The 17,640-nt window shown below is 55.8% G+C and carries 21 protein-coding genes, 2 pseudogenes and 1 riboswitch; of the genes and pseudogenes, 22 read left to right on the forward strand and 1 reads right to left on the reverse strand.

Annotated features, from left to right (window positions below; translation table 11 throughout):
* The first annotated feature begins 134 nt into the window (after window positions 1–134).
* The 14 genes and pseudogenes from prfA (at window position 135) to D3H35_RS14570 (ending at window position 12,017) form a co-directional block, all read left to right on the forward strand.
* Window positions 135–1,208: a peptide chain release factor 1 gene (gene prfA / locus D3H35_RS14505; protein ID WP_119150017.1), complete on the forward strand. Its 1,074-nt coding sequence runs from the start codon at window positions 135–137 to the stop codon at window positions 1,206–1,208.
* Window positions 1,192–2,145, forward strand: a complete 954-nt coding sequence (gene prmC, locus D3H35_RS14510) for a peptide chain release factor N(5)-glutamine methyltransferase (protein WP_378125020.1) — start codon at window positions 1,192–1,194, stop codon at window positions 2,143–2,145. The genes prfA and prmC overlap by 17 nt, the downstream gene beginning before the upstream one ends.
* Before the next feature lie 161 nt (window positions 2,146–2,306).
* Entirely contained in the window at window positions 2,307–2,828 is a 522-nt protein-coding gene (locus tag D3H35_RS14515) for a stage II sporulation protein R (protein ID WP_119150019.1), read from the forward strand.
* Entirely contained in the window at window positions 2,795–3,070 is a 276-nt protein-coding gene (locus D3H35_RS14520; protein WP_119150020.1) for a hypothetical protein, read from the forward strand. The genes D3H35_RS14515 and D3H35_RS14520 overlap by 34 nt, the downstream gene beginning before the upstream one ends.
* A 52-nt stretch (window positions 3,071–3,122) precedes the next feature.
* Window positions 3,123–4,280, forward strand: coding sequence for an L-threonylcarbamoyladenylate synthase (locus D3H35_RS14525; protein ID WP_119150021.1), 1,158 nt, complete (start codon window positions 3,123–3,125; stop codon window positions 4,278–4,280).
* A gap of 527 nt (window positions 4,281–4,807) precedes the next feature.
* On the forward strand, window positions 4,808–5,368 hold the full coding sequence (locus tag D3H35_RS14530; protein ID WP_119150022.1) for a manganese efflux pump MntP: 561 nt from the start codon (window positions 4,808–4,810) through the stop codon (window positions 5,366–5,368).
* Window positions 5,369–5,392: 24 nt separating this feature from the next.
* A complete protein-coding gene (locus tag D3H35_RS14535; protein WP_119150023.1) occupies window positions 5,393–5,977 on the forward strand; it encodes a low molecular weight protein arginine phosphatase in 585 nt (194 codons plus the stop codon).
* A gap of 39 nt (window positions 5,978–6,016) precedes the next feature.
* A riboswitch (ZMP/ZTP riboswitch) is annotated at window positions 6,017–6,098 on the forward strand.
* Window positions 6,099–6,219: 121 nt separating this feature from the next.
* A complete protein-coding gene (rpiB, locus tag D3H35_RS14540; protein WP_119150024.1) occupies window positions 6,220–6,678 on the forward strand; it encodes a ribose 5-phosphate isomerase B in 459 nt (152 codons plus the stop codon).
* Window positions 6,679–6,711: 33 nt separating this feature from the next.
* Window positions 6,712–7,307 (forward strand): annotated as a pseudogene (locus tag D3H35_RS14545) (TIGR01440 family protein).
* A 32-nt stretch (window positions 7,308–7,339) separates the two neighbouring features.
* Window positions 7,340–8,587, forward strand: a complete 1,248-nt coding sequence (locus D3H35_RS14550; protein WP_119150025.1) for a serine hydroxymethyltransferase — start codon at window positions 7,340–7,342, stop codon at window positions 8,585–8,587.
* Window positions 8,588–9,573: 986 nt separating this feature from the next.
* The gene (locus tag D3H35_RS14555) at window positions 9,574–10,242 is read left to right on the forward strand and encodes a PspA/IM30 family protein (protein WP_119150026.1); all 669 of its coding nucleotides are present in this window, start codon (window positions 9,574–9,576) and stop codon (window positions 10,240–10,242) included.
* A gap of 58 nt (window positions 10,243–10,300) precedes the next feature.
* A complete protein-coding gene (locus D3H35_RS14560; RefSeq protein ID WP_119150027.1) occupies window positions 10,301–10,705 on the forward strand; it encodes a DUF350 domain-containing protein in 405 nt (134 codons plus the stop codon).
* Window positions 10,706–10,729: 24 nt separating this feature from the next.
* Window positions 10,730–11,233, forward strand: a pseudogene (locus D3H35_RS14565) (DUF4178 domain-containing protein); the annotation flags it as partial.
* Window positions 11,234–11,237: 4 nt separating this feature from the next.
* The gene (locus D3H35_RS14570; protein WP_119150028.1) at window positions 11,238–12,017 is read left to right on the forward strand and encodes a DUF4247 domain-containing protein; all 780 of its coding nucleotides are present in this window, start codon (window positions 11,238–11,240) and stop codon (window positions 12,015–12,017) included.
* A 64-nt stretch (window positions 12,018–12,081) separates the two neighbouring features.
* Here D3H35_RS14570 and D3H35_RS14575 read toward each other — a convergent pair whose 3' ends face one another.
* Complete coding sequence (locus D3H35_RS14575; RefSeq protein WP_119150029.1) at window positions 12,082–12,366, reverse strand: LSm family protein; 285 nt, start codon at window positions 12,364–12,366, stop codon at window positions 12,082–12,084.
* A gap of 213 nt (window positions 12,367–12,579) precedes the next feature.
* On the opposite strand from D3H35_RS14575, the gene upp reads away from it, so the two are divergent.
* The 8 genes from upp to D3H35_RS14615 all read left to right on the forward strand — a co-directional run bounded on the left by upp (window position 12,580) and on the right by D3H35_RS14615 (window position 17,617).
* Window positions 12,580–13,209, forward strand: a complete 630-nt coding sequence (gene upp / locus D3H35_RS14580) for a uracil phosphoribosyltransferase (protein WP_119150030.1) — start codon at window positions 12,580–12,582, stop codon at window positions 13,207–13,209.
* A 27-nt stretch (window positions 13,210–13,236) separates the two neighbouring features.
* Window positions 13,237–14,379: a non-hydrolyzing UDP-N-acetylglucosamine 2-epimerase gene (gene wecB, locus D3H35_RS14585; protein WP_119150031.1), complete on the forward strand. Its 1,143-nt coding sequence runs from the start codon at window positions 13,237–13,239 to the stop codon at window positions 14,377–14,379.
* 420 nt (window positions 14,380–14,799) lie between these two features.
* Window positions 14,800–15,048, forward strand: coding sequence for an AtpZ/AtpI family protein (locus tag D3H35_RS14590; RefSeq protein WP_119150032.1), 249 nt, complete (start codon window positions 14,800–14,802; stop codon window positions 15,046–15,048).
* On the forward strand, window positions 15,045–15,458 hold the full coding sequence (locus D3H35_RS14595; RefSeq protein ID WP_147355844.1) for an ATP synthase subunit I: 414 nt from the start codon (window positions 15,045–15,047) through the stop codon (window positions 15,456–15,458). Before D3H35_RS14590 ends, D3H35_RS14595 begins: the two co-directional genes overlap by 4 nt.
* Complete coding sequence (atpB, locus tag D3H35_RS14600; RefSeq protein ID WP_325050076.1) at window positions 15,445–16,224, forward strand: F0F1 ATP synthase subunit A; 780 nt, start codon at window positions 15,445–15,447, stop codon at window positions 16,222–16,224. The genes D3H35_RS14595 and atpB overlap by 14 nt, the downstream gene beginning before the upstream one ends.
* A gap of 39 nt (window positions 16,225–16,263) precedes the next feature.
* The gene (atpE, locus tag D3H35_RS14605; protein ID WP_119150035.1) at window positions 16,264–16,485 is read left to right on the forward strand and encodes a F0F1 ATP synthase subunit C; all 222 of its coding nucleotides are present in this window, start codon (window positions 16,264–16,266) and stop codon (window positions 16,483–16,485) included.
* Window positions 16,486–16,589: 104 nt separating this feature from the next.
* Window positions 16,590–17,075, forward strand: coding sequence for a F0F1 ATP synthase subunit B (atpF, locus tag D3H35_RS14610; RefSeq protein ID WP_119150036.1), 486 nt, complete (start codon window positions 16,590–16,592; stop codon window positions 17,073–17,075).
* Window positions 17,072–17,617, forward strand: coding sequence for a F0F1 ATP synthase subunit delta (locus tag D3H35_RS14615; RefSeq protein ID WP_119150037.1), 546 nt, complete (start codon window positions 17,072–17,074; stop codon window positions 17,615–17,617). The genes atpF and D3H35_RS14615 overlap by 4 nt, the downstream gene beginning before the upstream one ends.
* Window positions 17,618–17,640: the final 23 nt, after the last annotated feature.

The following is a 17,640-nucleotide window of genomic DNA, read 5'->3' on the forward strand; positions in this document are numbered from 1 at the left end:
TCCTTTTTATGCCATTTTAGATTCATTGTAACGGACAGTCCGGCGAAGGAAAAGGAAATCTCGAAAACGTCGGTTATGTGATATAATAAAATCAATGTACCTTTTTAGAGCAAGACAACGGAGGTTGAGGAAAAGTGCTGGACCGTCTGCAAGTATTGGCGGATCGATATGACAAGCTAAGCGAGCTGCTATGCGATCCCGACGTAGCGAATGACCCCTCGCGGTTGCGTTCGTACGCGAAAGAACAATCGGGCCTGGAGGAGGCTTACCAGGCTTATCAGGAATATAAAGAAGCGATCGGACAGCTTCAAGACGCCAAGGCGATGCTGGACGAGAAGCTGGACGACGACATGCGCGACATGGTAAAGATGGAAATCGAAGAGCTGGAGCCTCGCATCGGAGAGCTCGAAGAGCGGATTCGCATTCTGCTTATGCCTAAGGACCCGAACGACGGCAAGGACATTATCGTGGAAATCCGCGGAGCAGCCGGAGGGGAAGAGGCGAATTTGTTCGCCGCCGACTTGTACCGGATGTATGCCAAATTCGCGGACAGCCAAGGCTGGCGCACGGAGCTGCTCGAAGCGAGCGTAAGCGATCTCGGCGGGTTCAAAGAGGTCATCTTCCAGATCAGCGGACGGGAAGCGTACCGCAAGATGAAGTACGAGAGCGGCGCTCATCGCGTTCAGCGCGTGCCGGAGACGGAATCGGGCGGCCGGATCCATACGTCGACTTCGACCGTCGTCGTTATGCCGGAAGCCGAGGAAGTCGATATTGAAATTCACGACAAGGATATACGAGTCGACACGTTCTGTTCGAGCGGCGCCGGCGGTCAGTCCGTCAATACGACGAAATCCGCGGTGCGCGTAACCCATGTGCCGACGGGAATCATGGCGACGTGCCAAGACGGCAAGTCGCAGAACGATAACAAAGCGAAAGCTCTTCAAGTGCTTCGTACCCGTATTATGGATGTCAAGCGGCAAGAAGAGGAAGCGAAGTTCGCAGGCGAGCGCCGGGAAAAAGTCGGAACGGGCGACCGCAGCGAGCGGATCCGGACTTATAATTATCCGCAAAGCCGCGTAACCGACCACCGAATCGGATTGACGCTTCACCGGTTGGACTCCGTCCTGAACGGAGACATGGAAGAAATCGTGAACACCCTTACGACTGCGGAGCAAGCGGAGATGCTCGAGCGTGAGAATATGGGCTAAATCCGGCATAAAAGGCAGCACGGGCTTGGAGGTTAAGCGGATGGGCGATACAGAGCAAGAGCATGATCGCCTCCGCTTGCCGACGCTGGGCCAAATGTGGCGGCAAGGAGCGGCGAAGCTGCGAGAGGCCGGAGCGGAAGAAGCGGACGCGGATGCGGAGCTTCTTCTTTTGCATTTGCTGGGCATTGGCAAGACGGAGTTGCTTCGGGATCTGAGGGAGCCGGCAGCGCTGGCGGCGGATGGCCTCGATCGATGGGAGAGGCTGCTGGCCCGCCGGGCTGCGGGGGAGCCTGTCCAGTATGTGACGGGCGAGCAGTTTTTTTACGGCAGACGTTTCGAAGTAGGGCCTGGCGTCCTTATTCCTCGGCCGGAGACGGAATTGTTGGCGGAAGCGGTATTGGAAGCGGGAGGGCGATCGTCCCTGACCGTATTGGACGTCGGTACCGGAAGCGGTATTCTGGCCGTGACGCTTGCAGCCGAACGTCCGGAATGGCGCGTTCTGGCGAGCGACTTGTCGGAAGACGCGCTGTCTCGCGCCAGCAGCAACGCTGAGACGCATGGAGTGTCGGCGCGCGTAGCTTTTTACCAAGGAGATTTGCTTGAACCGTTCATGAGCGGACCGGTTGTCGACGTGCTCGTGAGCAACCCGCCTTATATCCCTTCGGGCGATGTGCCCGGACTTCAACGGGAAGTGAAGGATCACGAGCCTCGGCTCGCCCTCGATGGGGGAGAGGACGGCTTGAACCCTTACCGCGCAATGTCATCGCAGTTGGGACGCCTTCCGCGCCTTCCGCGCCTTGTCGCATGGGAAGTTGGAGCGGGCCAGGCTGACGACGTCGCCGAGTTGCTCAGAGCGGCGGCGGAATGGGACAGCGTCCGGTTCGTCGTTGATTATGCGGGAATCAAGCGGCACGTCATCGCCGAAAGATACGGATAGGGAGGGGCCGAGCGCCTCTCTTTTTTTGCGCGTATATTGGGGAGGTTGAAAAGTCTATTTTTGATAGGTTTATAGATTCGGGAACCGGACATACTGTGACTAAGACGTTCCGGAACGCATAGCGACAGCGCCGGCGGGCGCTCTCTAAGGAGCAACGGACTATGCGACGTCAAGGCCAGTTTATCTCTTCTTTTTTCATTAAGATTACCGCCCTTATTCCTTCTTCCCGCTTGATTCCGGCAGCTTTCGTGCTGCTTATCGGCTTTGCGGCTCTGCTAGGCAAGGTAACGACGGCTAACGCGGGGACGGTCATCCCTTCGGATGCGATCCGCATTCGGATCATTGCGAATTCCGATTCGGACTTCGATCAATCGGTCAAGCGCCATGTGCAAGCCGAGGTAAGCTCGCTTATCGAATCATGGGGTCCGATGCCTAATACTCACGATGAAGCTCGCGAGCTTATCCGTTCTCGGTTGGAGCAGGTTCGCGATGTTGCGGAGCAGGCTCTGGAAGCAATCGATGTGACCTATAGCGCCCAAGTGACGCTGGCCGATGTTCCTTTTCCGGAAAAAATATTCGATGGACGCAACTATGCGGCAGGGAACTACGAGGCGTTGCGGATCACTCTCGGAGAAGGCGGCGGCGCGAATTGGTGGTGCGTTCTGTTTCCCCGCTGTGTTTAACCGCCGCTACGGCCAAAGAAGACTCCGAGGACTCCTCGAAAAAACAAACGGCCGCCGCAGAAAAAACGGTCAAAAAATCGGGGTCTTCCTCGGCTGAAAAAACGTCGCTTGCCGTTGCGGATACGAAAAAGGCGGAAGCGGAAACGCCGGACGCTCAAGCCGATGACAAGCCGAAAGCTAAATTTTTCTTGTGGGAGCTGCTCAGACAGCTGCTCGCCTTCCTGAAATCTTTGTTCTCATGACTGTGGTATACTGAAAAAGTATCTTACCGAGCTGGGATGGATTATTGCGCTTATGACAACTACCCAATATTGGACGGCTTCGAGTACCGCCGAACGCGGCGAAGCCGATTTGAAAGAAGCCGCCGCGGCTCTTGCCGCCGGCGGCGTTGTTGCATTCCCGACGGAGACGGTGTACGGGCTTGGAGGCGATGCCCGCAGCACGGAGGCGGTCGGCAAAATATTTGCGGCGAAGGGGCGGCCGTCCGATAATCCGCTCATAGTCCACATTGCGGACGAGGCCGATGTGGAATCTCTTTGCGAACGTGTAGGAGAAATCGAACGAACGCTCATGCGTATATTTTGGCCGGGGCCGTTGACTTTGGTGCTGCCGGTAAGGCCGGGCGCCGTATCGCCGCTCGTGACTGCGGGTCTGGATACGGTAGCGGTGCGCCTTCCTGAGCATCGGTTGGCACGGGATCTGATCGCGGCAGCCGGATGTCCTCTGGCTGCGCCCAGCGCCAATCGTTCGGGCAGGCCGAGTCCGACGGAAGCCCGCCATGTGCAGGAAGATTTGGATGGGCGAATTGACGGCGTTCTCGACGGAGGGGCTGCCGGAGTCGGTTTGGAGTCGACGGTCGTTCGCGTATTGGACGGCATCGTTCATGTGCTTCGTCCGGGCGGCGTAACTGCGGAGCATTTGCAAGCCGCGATCGGCGATTTGGCTGAAGTAAGGCAGAGCCATGGGACAGAGGAGACGAACCCGGTCGTCGCTGCGGACGATTCGGCGGCTGACTCCGGGATTTCGGCAAGGGAGCTTGCGGAAGAGCGTTTATTGCCGGAGCTGCGGCAGGCTGCGGAGCCTCCGCGCTCGCCGGGCGTTAAATATGCGCATTACGCCCCCCGCGGCGAAATGCTGCTCGTCACCGGCGACCCGGAACGGATGGTCGCCGAAGCGCAGCGCGCAGCCGATGAGGCGCGCCGCCAAGGCCGCCGCGTCGGCGTGCTTGCCTGCGCGGAGCACGAGGCGCGCTACCGCGCGGAGCATGTGCTGCGCATCGGCTCGCGCGCGGAGCCGGCGACGGCTGCCCGCGCCTTGTATGCCGCGCTGCGCCAATGCGACGAGCTAGGGCTCGATTATATCGTCGCGGAAGGCTTCCCCGAGGCCGGCATCGGGGCCGCGCTCATGAACCGGCTTCGCAAAGCAGCTGGAGGCCGTGAGCATCGGGTATAGTTTGGCGAGGCAAGTAAGCCCAGAACGCTAGAACGCGCAGAACAAGCAGAACGCCAGAACGCCCGAGTGCCCGCTATGCTCCACAAATCAATGTTCATCTTGTTCGAAGTCGTCTCCGGTAAAAGCGAGCATTCGTGGTCAGCGCCTAAAAGCCGATAAAGTGAAAAAATCGTCTTATTTTCATTTTTTTGCCCAACTAATTCTAAATAGAGCGAAAAAATCGTCGTATTGCTCGCCTACCACCAGAAAACCGGCAGAAGCTAACGAAATAACGCCAAATAATCGTCTTATTCACTGCCACAACTAACCAACAAGACAAATAAGACGAAGCAATCGTCTAATTCTCATCCTCATCATCGAAGCCGCGCGCATCTCTCCAGCGTATTAGGTATCGTACCGCCATTACGCGCGCAATCGAGACAGCGCTCCGCCATGTTTGTCCGGCAAGGTTATGTTGCCCCCTTGTCCGCATATGTTCTGTAAAGAACGTTCGCGGAATGGATTTTCGCCCAAGGGGGAGAAGAGATATGCTCGAGATGTCCGTCGCGACCGGGCAATTGCTCACGATTCTGGTTATGGCGGCCGCGCTGGGAATGGATGCTTTTTCTCTCGGCGTCGGCATCGGATTGAGAGGCGTTCGAATTAGAGACGTGCTGAAGCTAAGCGCAATCATTGCGCTTTTTCATGTGCTTATGCCGCTTGCGGGGATGGCAACGGGGCAATACGTCAGCGGACTGCTGGGCGGAGTCGCCACCTCGGTGGCGGGAGGGCTGCTGTTGCTGCTCGGCGGCCATATGGTTTATTCTTCATTGAAGGGAGAAGTTGTCGATACGATCGACCACCGAACGATTTGGGGGATGCTCGTCTTTGCGTTCAGCGTAAGCATCGATTCCTTTTCCGTCGGTGTCTCTCTAGGCATGTTTTCGGCCCATCGGCTTCTAACCGTTATGATGTTCGGCTTTTTCGGCGGGCTGATGAGCGTTCTGGGCTTAATGCTCGGACGAAAAATCAGCCGTTCGCTAGGCGGTTATGGGGAAGCGTTCGGCGGGGTCATTTTATTCGCATTCGGTTTGCTGTTTCTGTTTTGAAAAATGTAAGGAGGAGGGAGAAGCATGAAGCGGATTTTACTCGTCTGTACGGGAAATACTTGCCGAAGTCCAATGGCGGAAGCGATGCTTAGGAAGATGGCCGATCGAGCAGGCAAAAAGCTGGAGGTTCGTTCGGCGGGCGTATCGACAATCGGCGGACTTCCGACCTCTCCTCATGCGACGGAAACGTTGAAAAGGCGCGGAATACCGCTGCCTGGCCCTTCGTCGACGTTGTCGGAATCCGAAACGGAATGGGCGAATCTGATTTTGACGATGACATCGGGTCATAAGCGGGCCATCGTGCAGCGGCATCCCGAAGCGATGAACAAGACGTTTACGCTGAAGGAGTACGCATTGCTCGGAGAGGCGGTCATGGACGATTTGGCCGAGGCGGAGCGGCTGTACAGCGAATGGCAGGTTCGGCAGGCGTTAGGGCAGCAGCTTTCGGAGAAGGATCGGTCTCGTCTTATGGAGCTGCAGAGCAAGCTGCCCGATTTCGACATTGCCGACCCGTTTGGAGGACCGCTTTACGTTTACGAGCAATGTGCCGATGAAATCGAAGAAGCGCTAAGAGCCATTTTGGGAAAAATGGACGCGAACGACGATTGATTTTTACCGTTTCCTCCGTTATGATAAGTTTACAACTTAAAGTTCCGATGTGACTGGCGACGCGAGTGGGTTCAACCACGGTGAAGCATCGGAATGACGGCCGGTCGCCTGGGCAAAGAGCAGCGTGCTTACCGCACGTGTGCTCTTTTTCGTGCTTTTCGAAGGTTTTGAGCTTTTGTCAGCCTGTTTGGCCGCATCGAATTCAGGTATAATAACCTTGTGAGAAAGGGGAGGTCCAACCAATGAAAATCGCAATTGGTGCCGATCATGCCGGTTATCGGCTGAAGGATGTAGTGATTCCGTTTTTGCAGGAGCTTGGTTATGAGATCGTAGACGTAGGCAGCCATTGCGCGGATTCCGTCGATTATCCCGATTACGCAGTTCCCGTCTGCGACATGGTCGTCAAGGGAGAGGTCGAACGCGGAGTTCTCATTTGCGGAACGGGTATCGGAATGTCCATTGCAGCCAACAAGACTCCGGGAATCCGCTGCGCGCTCGTGCACGATCTGTTCTCGGCCAAAGCGACTCGCGAGCATAACGATACGAACGTATTGGCAATGGGCGAACGGGTCATCGGTCCCGGCGTCGCTCAGGAAATTTTGAAGGTATGGCTGGAAACGCCGTTTTCCCAAGGCGAACGGCATATCGGACGAATCAACAAAGTGAAGGCGTTGGAAGCGAAGCAAGAGCTTCATCCTTAATCCAGAAGCCGCGACCGGGGGGGGCATGCCGGTATGACATCATCGAACGAGCTTTCCATAGCGGACGAAGTGGAGCAGGTTCTTCGCGAACTCGTGCAAGCAGGCAGCATCCGAGAAGGACAATGCGTAGTCATCGGCTGCAGTACGAGCGAGGTGCGGGGGCGGCATATCGGCACGTCCGGGACGGAGGAAGTCGCCGAGCAGATCCATAAAGGCGTCGAACGGGTCAAACGGGAAGCCGGGTTCCATGTTCTGTGGCAATGCTGCGAGCATCTGAATCGCGCGCTTGCGGTCGAACGTTCGGTTGCGGAACGCTTCGGATTAACCGAAGTGTCTGCGGTTCCCGTCGCCAAAGCGGGCGGCTCCATGGCAGCTTACGCTTACAAGCAGCTGGCCAACCCGTGTCTTGTCGAATCGGTGCAAGCCGAGCGGCTGTCGACATCGGGGAGACGCTGATCGGTATGCATCTTCAAGCCGTCGCGGTTCCCGTACGTCCCTCGATCCGGTATATCGGACAGGCGAGAGTGACGATGGCTTATTCCCGGCCTCGGTTGATCGGCGGCGCGCGAGCGGTCTACGATTTACCGGAGCTGGCGGAGTCCGGCGCTTCATCCCATACATGCGATTAATTTATTAATTATTTTTAGGAGGACTATCTACCATGGAACAATTGCGCAAGCAAGATCCCGAAATCGTCAAAGCGATGAATCTCGAACTGCAACGTCAACGCGACAACCTGGAGCTGATCGCATCCGAAAACATCGTAAGCGAAGCGGTGCTTCAAGCGATGGGGACGGTATTGACGAACAAATATGCCGAAGGCTATCCGAGCAAACGGTTCTACGGCGGCTGCGAACACGTAGACATCGTCGAAGACATCGCCCGCAATCGCGCGAAAGAATTGTTCGGAGCTGAACACGCGAACGTGCAGCCGCACTCCGGAGCTCAAGCCAATCTGGCTGTTTACCTTGCTACGCTGCAGCCTGGAGATACCGTTCTCGGCATGAACTTGGCGCACGGCGGTCACTTGACTCACGGCAGTCCGGTTAACGCTTCCGGCTTGCTGTACAACTTCGTCGCCTACGGCGTTGACGAAGAAACGTTCACGATCAATTACGACGAAGTGCGCAAAGCGGCGTTCAAGCACCGTCCTCGTCTTATCGTTGCCGGCGCTTCCGCATACCCGCGCACGATCGATTTCGAAAAGCTCGGCCAAATCGCTCAAGACGTAGGCGCTCTGTTCATGGTCGATATGGCTCATATCGCCGGTCTGGTTGCTGCTGGCGAACACCCGAGCCCGGTTCCTCACGCTCACTTCGTTACGACGACGACTCACAAGACGCTTCGCGGTCCTCGCGGCGGCTTGATCCTCTGTCGTCAGCCATGGGCGGCCGCGATTGATAAAGCGGTGTTCCCAGGTACGCAAGGCGGTCCGTTGATGCATACGATCGCCGCTAAAGCGGTAGCGCTCGGAGAAGCTTTGCAGCCTTCCTTCAAGGAGTATGGCCGCAATGTCGTCGCCAATGCGAAAGTGCTGGCGGAAGGCTTGGTCGCCGAAGGCTTGAACATCGTTTCCGGCGGTACCGACAACCACTTGATGCTGATCGACACTCGCAATCTGAACATTACGGGCCGCGACGCCGAGCATGTGCTTGATTCCGTCGGCATTACCGTCAACAAGAACGCGATTCCGTTCGATCCGACGAGCCCGTTCGTTACTTCCGGCGTTCGTGTCGGTACGCCTGCGGTCACGTCCCGCGGCATGGACACGGAAGCGATGAAGACGATCGCCAAAGTCATCGCGCTTACGCTCAAAAACCCGAAAGACGAAGCGAAGCTCGAAGAAGCTCGCGGTCTCGTGCGCGATTTGTCCGCTCAATACCCTCTGTATCCGAACCTTTCTTACTAATAGCCCGAATTCCAACCGTCCCGCGTTTTTTGAGGGGCGGTTTTTTTATTCCGGTTGCGCGCCCCTCCGTAACCCGCTAATAGCCGACCGGATACACCTGCCGAACGAGCGAGTGCGACCCCAGTAGCCTTACTATAGCCGGTTACGTGTGCCGAACGAGCATGTGCGACCCCAGTAGCCTTACTATAGCCGGTTACGTGCGCCGAACGAGCATGTGCGACCCCAGTAACCTTACTATAGCCGGCTACGTGCGCCGAACGAGCATGTGCGACCCCAGTAGCCTTACTATAGCCGGTTACGTGTGCCGAACGAGCATGTGCGACCCCAGTAGCCTTACTATAGCCGGTTACGTGCGCCGAACGAGCATGTGCGACCCCAGTAGCCTTACTATAGCCGGTTACGTGCGCCGAACGAGCATGTGTGAACCCGGTAGCCTTACTATAGCCGGTTACGTGCATCGAACGAGCGTGTACGAACTCAGTAGCCTTACTATAGCCGGTTACGTGCATCGAACGAGCGTGTACGAACTCAGTAGCCTTACTATAGCTGGCTACATGCGCCAAACGAGCATGTGCGAATCCAGTAGCCCTACGACAGCCGGTTACGTGCATCGAACGAGCGTGTACGAACTCAGTAGCCTTACTATAGCTGGCTACATGCGCCAAACGAGCATGTGCGAATCCAGTAGCCCTACGACAGCCGGTTACGTGCGCCGAACGAGCGTGTACGACCCCAGTAGCCTAACGACAGCTGGTTACGTGCACCGAACGAACATGTACGAACTCAGTAGCCTTACGACAGCCGGTTACGTGTATCATTCGAGCGAGAGCAAACCCCGCAATCGGCCGCAACTTAACCAATCCCATTTTCCGCCCCCAAATTCCTCGCCGCAGCCTTCGAAATTCGAAACGTTGAACCTCCTCCTTCGTATATCTGTACATAAGGCATACACACTTGTTTTCCTATCCGAAGGAGGATGCAATACCATGTCCATTTTCAAAAGATTGCGCGACCTTACGCTGTCCAACGTATACGCCCTGATCGAAAAAGCCGAAGATCCGGTGAAAATGACCGACCAATATTTGCGCGATATGCAAGACGATCTCGAGGATGCGGAGAAAGCGGTAGCCGCCCAAATCGCTCTTGAAAAAAGATTCAAGCAGCTGTTCGAAGAGCAGTCTGCGCTCGTTCAGAAACGCGAAGAACAGGCGCATACCGCCGCCCGGGCGCAGAACGTCGATCTTGCCCGCCGCGCGCTGGAAGAGAAAAAATCGGCCGAGCAGAAGGCTTCCGAATACAAAGCCAGCTACGATCAGAACAAAGCCTCGGCAGACCTTCTTCGCGCGAAGCTTGACGATATGCGCAAGCAGTTCACCGAGCTGAAGAACCGCCGCGAGACGCTGGTAGCCCGCGCGAACGCGGCCAAGGCGCAGGCCGAAATCAACAAGGCGATGAGCGGCTTTGGCTCCGATACCGCCCTGTCCGGCCTCAAACGAATGGAAGACAAAGTCATGCAGATGGAAGCGCACGCGGAAGCGACGGAAGAGCTGAACTCGGCCAAGGGCAAATCGCTCGACGAAGAAATCGCGGCGCTGGGCAAAGACCAAGCCGTCGAAGACGAGCTCGCCGCGCTGCTGAAAAAGTACGAAGGATAATCCGCTCAGCGGGTTTCCTTCCAGTTGGAGCCGTTAGTATCCGGGAGGAGAAATCAACGTGACGATAGACCAAATCGTCGGCACCCTCGTATGGACAGCCGCAGGAGCGCTGCTGCTGTTCATTCTGATGGGCGTCGATTCCTTTTTTACGAAGTACAAGGATTTGGAGGAAATGAAGAACGGGAACACCGCGGTAGCCATCCGTTTCGTTATGAAGCTGTGCGCTCAAGGCTACATTCTCGCACGTTCGATCCAGACGTCCGACGACTTGGGCGAGGCGCTTCTCGTTTCGTTCGTTTCATTCGTCATTCTGTTCGTCGTGGAATGGGCGTTCCGGTACATCCTTCGTCTGCTGGCCGATTTGCGGTTGGACGAAGGGGTGCATCAAGGCGTCGTCGGATTGGGGCTGGTCGCCGGCTCCTTTCACCTCGTCGGGGCATTCATTATCGGGGCATGTCTGTAGCGCAAGCCGAAGGAGCGATGGGTCATGAGCTTGTTCAAACGAGTGAAAAACATATTCAAATCGCCTGAGCCCCTTAAGGCGGAACGCAGCGTATTGTCGCTCGGCCCGGGCGATATATGCGAGGTGTCGCTCGTTACGTACCAGGTGTCCGGGCGAACGAAGCCGATGAATCGCAACGCGGTATGGCTGACGCTTCGCGACGGCGCGGATATTCGCTATCTGTCGGTCGAGGAAAGAGCCGAGACGAAATTCGGCTTGTACGCCGCTATCGACGGCAGGCTGGATTCGGTAGACGAGGTGTCGACCGAGATTGAGCTGGACGGAACCCATTATTATTTGGAGGAGCAGTATTCGTCCAATATTGTTCAAGCGGGGCAAGCGCCTTTCTCTTCGTCGGGCGGGGAGCTGTACGTCTGGCAATTTCAATCGGACGGCCGCAAGCTGCTTAGGGTGGAGTGGCAAGACGGCCGCTTCATGCTATACGAAGGGGAAAGCGTGCTGCCGGCGGACGTCGAATGGCTTCGGGGAACCGATGAGCTCGCGGCTGAGCAGGTGGGCTTCCGCCATCCATTTAAGCGTTGTTCTGGCGCTGATGGTTACGCTTTTGTCCGCATGCGGAAGCTTGAAGGTGGAAGAAACTTACCCGTTGGAATCGGTGAACGGCAGCGGAAGCCAGACCTCCTATGTTTACAGGGCGGCAGGGGTAACCGTTCAGGAAGCGGCGAAAGAGCTGGTGGAGCAGAAAAAGCCGGAGCAGCAATCCAAAGCCGATCCCGATCATATGTTTCTCGTCTACTCGGATCAAGTGATCCATGTTCAAAAAGACGAGAATAAGCCGGAGGATTCCCTAGTCGAGGTCGACAGCAAGGAATACTTCAGGCAAAATTACAGCCCGTCTTTCCTGGAAGGCTACTTGCTTGCCAATCTGATTGGCAGCTTGTTCGACGGAGGGCCTCGTTCGGGCGGTTACGGCGATTATCGCGGTTACGGAAGCATGGGATCGAACCCGCCCGCAACCGGGAAGTATCACGCGCCAAGCGCGGCCGAGAAGAAGGCGGCTCCCCCGGTTACGGTGGAGAAGAAGGGCTCGATATTCAAAAGGAGCAAGACGGGGGACGACGGAAGCTCGGTCGGTTCGAACGGCTTGTTCGGCAAAAAGTCCTCATCCTCTTCATCCTCGTCTTCAGGCAAGATTACGCGAGAAGACGGCAGCGGAAGCTCGAAGAAGTCTTCCGGCTATTTTACTCCTCGGAAAAAGTCGGCGCCACGCACGAAGTCGGGCGGGTTCGGACGAATATCCAAACGACGATGACGACGAGGCAAAAGAGCGGTCGAGCGAGGGAACGATTCCCGCACTCGACCGTTCTTTGTCTAGATCAGCAGAGTAATGACCAGAAGTTCGAACAAGACAAGCGTCGTAATTGCGGCGGACGAAGCGGGCCCCAGAAGCGGGTGTCTCGGGACGCGATGTGCAAATACGTATGGTCGTGGCCGATGACGACTCCTTCGAACGTGTGGCCGTCGATCGTCTGAACCCGAACGGTGCGATTCAAGCACTGAGCGCAGATGCCCGCAAGCTTTTGACGCGTCGAATGGACGTTCTTGACCCATTCCGCTTCGGCTTTGTAGAGCGGAGACGCATTCCTCGATTGTAAGGTCATGATGATTCCTCCCCATAATGTCTTTGCTTCAACCTATGCGAACGCCTACCTTTCTGTGCCGGTAATTCAAAACAAATGTTAATTCCGGCACGATTCGACGGGTGTTGCGCAATGGCTGGGAGACAGTGATATAATGTACGGGCAAGCAACATAGAGAAGACGATTGACCGGCCGCCAAGGGCTAAAGTCAATCGCAAGAGAGGGAGGCTAATCATGGGGCGACTCGTGATCTGCGATCATCCGCTGATTCAACATAAAGTAACGATCATTCGCGACAAAACGACTAATACGAAACATTTTCGAGAACTGGTAGACGAAGTGGCGATGCTCATGGGCTACGAGCTTACGCGCGATTTGCCGCTGGAGGAAGTGACGGTGGAGACGCCTGTCTCCAAAGCCGCCGGGAAAACGATAGCCGGACGAATGGTGGGATTGATCCCTATTTTGCGTGCGGGGCTGGGGATGGTTGACGGAGTTCTGCAGCTGCTGCCTTCGGCCAAAGTCGGTCATGTCGGAATGTACCGCGACGAAGAGACTCTTCAACCGGTCGAATATTACGTGAGCCTTCCGACGGACGTGACGGAACGGGAATTGATTGTCATCGATCCGATGCTGGCTACCGGAGGGTCGGCTAACGCGGCTATTTCCCTATTGAAAAAACGCGGCTGCCGTCCGACGAAGCTGATGTGCCTTATCGCCGCTCCGGAAGGGGTTAAGGCGGTGCAGGAAGCGCATCCCGATGTCGATATTTACTTGGCTGCGCTGGACGAGAAGCTGAATGAGCAAGGGTATATCGTGCCCGGTCTAGGAGATGCCGGAGATCGGCTTTACGGCACGAAGTAACGCGTATGAAGAGGAGAGACGATCCAAGTGAGCAAACTTAAAGTGATGACCGTCTTCGGCGTCAGACCCGAGGCGATCAAGATGGCTCCGCTCATCCTGGAGCTGCAAAAATATCCCGACCAAATCGAGTCGATCGTTTGCGTAACCGCGCAGCATCGCCAAATGCTCGATCAGGTTCTCGAAGTGTTCGGCATCAAGCCCGACTACGATCTTGACGTTATGCAGGAGCGCCAGACGCTGAACGATATTTCGATCCGCGTCTTGCAAGGGCTGGAGCCCGTGTTTCGGGAAGCCAAGCCCGACCTTGTGCTCGTTCACGGAGATACGCTGACGACGTTCCTGGCGAGCTACGCCGCGTTCATGCAGCAAATTAAGGTCGGACACGTCGAAGCCGGCTTGCGCACATGGAACAAGCTTGCTCCGTACCCCGAAGAGATGAATCGCCAATTGACCGGCGTGCTTGCCGATTTGCATTTCGCTCCGACCGATTTGTCGGCGGGCAATCTGCTCAAGGAGAACAAGCCGAGCGACCTCGTCTACATAACCGGCAACACAGTAACCGACGTTTTCCAATATACGGTGAAGCAAGACTTTACCCACCCTATGCTGGACTGGGCGAAGGGGAAGAGGCTTATCCTCATGACCGCTCACCGCCGTGAAGCGCAAGGAGAGCCGCATCGCCGAATTTTCAACGCGGTGAAGCGGATCGCCGACGAATTCGAGGACGTCGCAATCGTCTATCCGGTTCATCCGAGCCCGGCCGTCCGCGAACCGGCGCAAGCCATTCTCGGCGATCATCCGCGCATTAAGCTGATCGACCCTCTCGACGTGGTCGAGCTGCACAATTTTTACCCGCATACGCATCTTATTTTGACGGATTCCGGCGGCCTGCAGGAAGAAGCTCCTTCCTACGGCGTTCCTGTGCTTGTCCTGCGCGAGACGACGGAGCGGCCGGAAGGCATCGAAGCCGGCACGCTGGAGCTGGTAGGTACGGAAGAAGAGAACGTCTACGAGCGGACCAAGTCCTTGCTGACGGACGCCGCGCTATATTCCCGCATGAGCCAGGCTGCCAATCCTTACGGGGATGGACAGGCTTCCGTGCGAATCGCCCAGGCGATTCTGCATCATTTTGGCAGGGGTGAGCGCCCGGAGCCGTTCCGCCGAGGCTAGAAAGAAGGGGACGGGATGGAAATCGCGGATAGCGACGCCATCCCGTTTCTTGCAATCCGGAGCATTAATGTATAAACGGCAAGATTAAGTCCACACTCTTGGTTAGCGCTCAATCGCTTGCCCTCCGCGAGATTCGCTCCCTCTATTTTTCATTCGACAATCCGACTTTTTTCTTCGCGGCGGGAACAGTTGCTCGCCAACAAGCCGAGTGTGTACAGCATACAGTCGAACTGTATGGTTGGAAAACCTCGGAAGTATTGATATTACGGCATTTTTACAGTCGCTGTTCACACAAAGTTTGATTTTCATTTGATTGACAAACCTTACGGCGCAAAGATACAATAAAACGTGAATCATGGGGAGAAAGGGCTTACTTAAATGCCGTTTCATCCCGAATAGCGTCAAAGGAGCGACGAATTCATGACGGAGTCTCCTCGCAAGCCGAATCTACCCCCGGACGACAATCCGTGGAAGGCCGCCGGCCTTGTCACGGCTATCGGTGCGGAATTGGCCGTATGCGTCGGTCTTGGTTGGTGGCTCGGCTCCGTATATGACGATCGGAACGGTACCGAATACGGGTACATGACCGGTCTCGTGATTGGACTGGTGGCCGGTATAGGGTCGGCCGTGGCGCTAATCCGCAAGTATACGGGAGTTGGGAAGACTTGACTGATGAATTGCCAGCTTTGATGCGAAAAATTTCCCGCACCACGTTCTTTTTTTTGTCTCTGGGATGCCTCGGGTGGGTCATCTACCCCGCCTGGAAGCCTGTATTCGGAGGCTATCTGATCGGCGCAATCGGAAGCCTTCTCGGCACTTGGCACCTGGCTTGGAAAACGGCGAGAATAGCGGAGGTTGCCGCAACCGGCCGACGCAGCCGCTCAGGCTTCGGGTTTTTGTCCCGAGCTTCGATCGGACTTCTCGCAGCGATCATATCCGTACGCATGCTGGAATTCAACCTTCCGGCTACGGTTGCAGGATTATTTACAGCGCCGTTGGCAACACTCGTATTGGGATTAATGTCCAACCGCCGCCGAACAAGCGGACACTCCTCAGAAGAAAGGGGTGAAAAGAACTAGCATGGAACATCTCGCGCCAATAATTGACCTCGGCGGATTTAGGCTCGATCTCGCGGCTCTTCTGATGATCGTCATCAGCAGCGTGGTTGTCTTTATCCTCGCGCGCGTATGCGTAAGCAAGCTGTCTGTCGACAATCCCGGCAAAATGCAGAATTTCCTCGAATGGGTTGTGGAATTCGTGCAAAGCATTATCGGGATGGCGACGGATTACAAGCGGGGTAAAGTCTATCTCGGCCTTGGCTTGACGCTCATTATGTATATTTTTGTGAGCAATATGCTTGGCCTCCCGTTCGGGATCGTCACGGAACCTGCACACGGGGCGCATTCGGCCTCCATATTCGGCTTCGATCTGCCTTCGGCAGCAGAGGGCGAGCATGCGGCATACTCGTGGTGGAAATCTCCGACGGCTGACGCGGCCATGACGATGGCGCTTTCCTTGGCCGTTATCGTACTGTCGCACATCCAAGGCTTGCGCCACAACCGCAAGCATTATCTCAAGCACTATTTCGAGCCGTGGCCGTTTTTCTTCCCGATCAACCTTATCGAGACGATCGCCAAGCCGCTTACGCTCGGTCTTCGGCTTTACGGTAACATTTACGCGGGCGAAGTCATGATCGGCGTTATTCTCGGAATGGGTTGGGTCGGTATTCCGGCATTGCTCGTATGGCAAGGCTTCAGTATTTTCGTAGGCGCTATTCAGGCCTTCGTCTTTACGATGCTGACCATGGTGTACATCGGTCAGGCAAGCATTCACGAAGATCATTGATTTTAAGCAAACTTAATTATTTTGAGGAGGATTTACACAATGGAACTTTATGCACTGTTAGCAGCAGCTATCGTATTTGGATTGGGCGCGCTTGGCGCAGGTATCGGTAACGGTCTGATCTTCAGCAAAACGGTAGAAGGCATCTCCCGTCAGCCTGAGCTTCGCGGTACTCTTCAAACGACGGCGTTCATCGGCGTAGGTCTCGTAGAGGCACTTCCGATCATCTCCCTCGTCTTGGCGTTCATCTTCATGGCTAAGTAAGTAACTTAAAGGAATGCAAGGCGCGGAGTGCCAACGCCTCCACGCCTTCCTTTTGCAATCGATGAACGAATGGCAGTACAGCCGTGTGAAAGGAGTGACCATCGGTGAATTTCGTATGGGAGAATTTCGTAATTCAATTAGTCGCGTTCGCTATTCTGTTCCTGCTCTTGCAGCGCTTTGCTCTCAAACCGCTGTTCGGCATCATGGAGAAGCGCCGTCAGACGGTGTTGGAGCAGATGGAAAGCGCCCAGAAGAACCGGGCGGAAGCGGACCAATATATCGAAGAGCAGAAACAGGCTCTTCAACAAGCTCGCAAGGAAGCTCACGATATCATCGAGCAGGCGAAGACGACGGGTTCCCGTCAAGCGGACGATATCATCCTCTCCGCCCGCAACGAAGCAACCCGCCTGAAGGAAGAGGCGGTTCGCGAAATCGAGAGCGAGAAGAACAAAGCTATCGCCGATCTGAAAGCGCAAGTCAGCGGCTTGTCCGTCCTGATCGCTTCCAAAATCATCGAGAAGCAAGTCGACGAATCGACGCAGAGCCAGATTGTCGACAAATATCTTCAAGAGGTAGGGTCTAAGTCATGAGCCGCGGTTCGGTCGTAGCCAAACGCTATGCCAAGGCGCTGTTCGAACTGGCTCAGGCGCAAAACCTTGTCGCCGCCGTCGAAAACGAGCTTAAGCTCGTCTCCGAAGCGGTTGGCGGAAGTGCGGAGATCGGCGCGTTTCTGGCCGCTCCCAACATCACGGTAGACAAGAAGATCGATGCGCTTAAGTCCGTCTTCGGCGGAAAAGTATCGACGATCGTTCTGAACACGGTCAATTTGTTGATCGAGCGCGGACGTCAAAGCGAAATTCCGGCCGTCCTCGAAGCCTACGTCCAAGTGGCCGGCGGCGTTCTCGGACGCGCGGATGCGCAAGTAACGTCCGCACAGCCTCTTACGGAAGATCAAAAGTCGAAGCTGGCGGCCCAATTCGGCACGCTCCTCGGCAAAAACGTTCGGGTAGACAACACGGTCGATCCGTCCATTCTCGGTGGACTTACGGTCCGCATAGGCGACACATTATACGACGGCAGCTTGCGCGGCAAGCTGGACCGTCTGACGAAAGAACTTCAAGCATCCGTGTAAAGCACGCGATGTAGGAGACAGGG

The organism is Cohnella faecalis, from assembly GCF_003570905.1.
Taxonomy (GTDB): domain Bacteria; phylum Bacillota; class Bacilli; order Paenibacillales; family Paenibacillaceae; genus Cohnella; species Cohnella faecalis.

Bases quoted from the DNA above. Each gene is read 5' to 3' on its own strand.
- D3H35_RS14515 (WP_119150019.1), top strand. From the start codon at position 2,307: ATGCGACGTCAAGGCCAGTTTATCTCTTCTTTTTTCATTAAGATTACC.
- D3H35_RS14525 (WP_119150021.1), top strand. From the start codon at position 3,123: ATGACAACTACCCAATATTGGACGGCTTCGAGTACCGCCGAACGCGGC.
- D3H35_RS14530 (WP_119150022.1), top strand. From the start codon at position 4,808: ATGCTCGAGATGTCCGTCGCGACCGGGCAATTGCTCACGATTCTGGTT.
- D3H35_RS14535 (WP_119150023.1), top strand. From the start codon at position 5,393: ATGAAGCGGATTTTACTCGTCTGTACGGGAAATACTTGCCGAAGTCCA.
- rpiB (WP_119150024.1), top strand. From the start codon at position 6,220: ATGAAAATCGCAATTGGTGCCGATCATGCCGGTTATCGGCTGAAGGAT.
- D3H35_RS14550 (WP_119150025.1), top strand. From the start codon at position 7,340: ATGGAACAATTGCGCAAGCAAGATCCCGAAATCGTCAAAGCGATGAAT.
- D3H35_RS14555 (WP_119150026.1), top strand. From the start codon at position 9,574: ATGTCCATTTTCAAAAGATTGCGCGACCTTACGCTGTCCAACGTATAC.
- D3H35_RS14570 (WP_119150028.1), top strand. From the start codon at position 11,238: ATGAGCTCGCGGCTGAGCAGGTGGGCTTCCGCCATCCATTTAAGCGTT.
- D3H35_RS14575 (WP_119150029.1), bottom strand. From the start codon at position 12,366: ATGACCTTACAATCGAGGAATGCGTCTCCGCTCTACAAAGCCGAAGCG.
- upp (WP_119150030.1), top strand. From the start codon at position 12,580: ATGGGGCGACTCGTGATCTGCGATCATCCGCTGATTCAACATAAAGTA.
- D3H35_RS14590 (WP_119150032.1), top strand. From the start codon at position 14,800: ATGACGGAGTCTCCTCGCAAGCCGAATCTACCCCCGGACGACAATCCG.
- atpE (WP_119150035.1), top strand. From the start codon at position 16,264: ATGGAACTTTATGCACTGTTAGCAGCAGCTATCGTATTTGGATTGGGC.
- D3H35_RS14615 (WP_119150037.1), top strand. From the start codon at position 17,072: ATGAGCCGCGGTTCGGTCGTAGCCAAACGCTATGCCAAGGCGCTGTTC.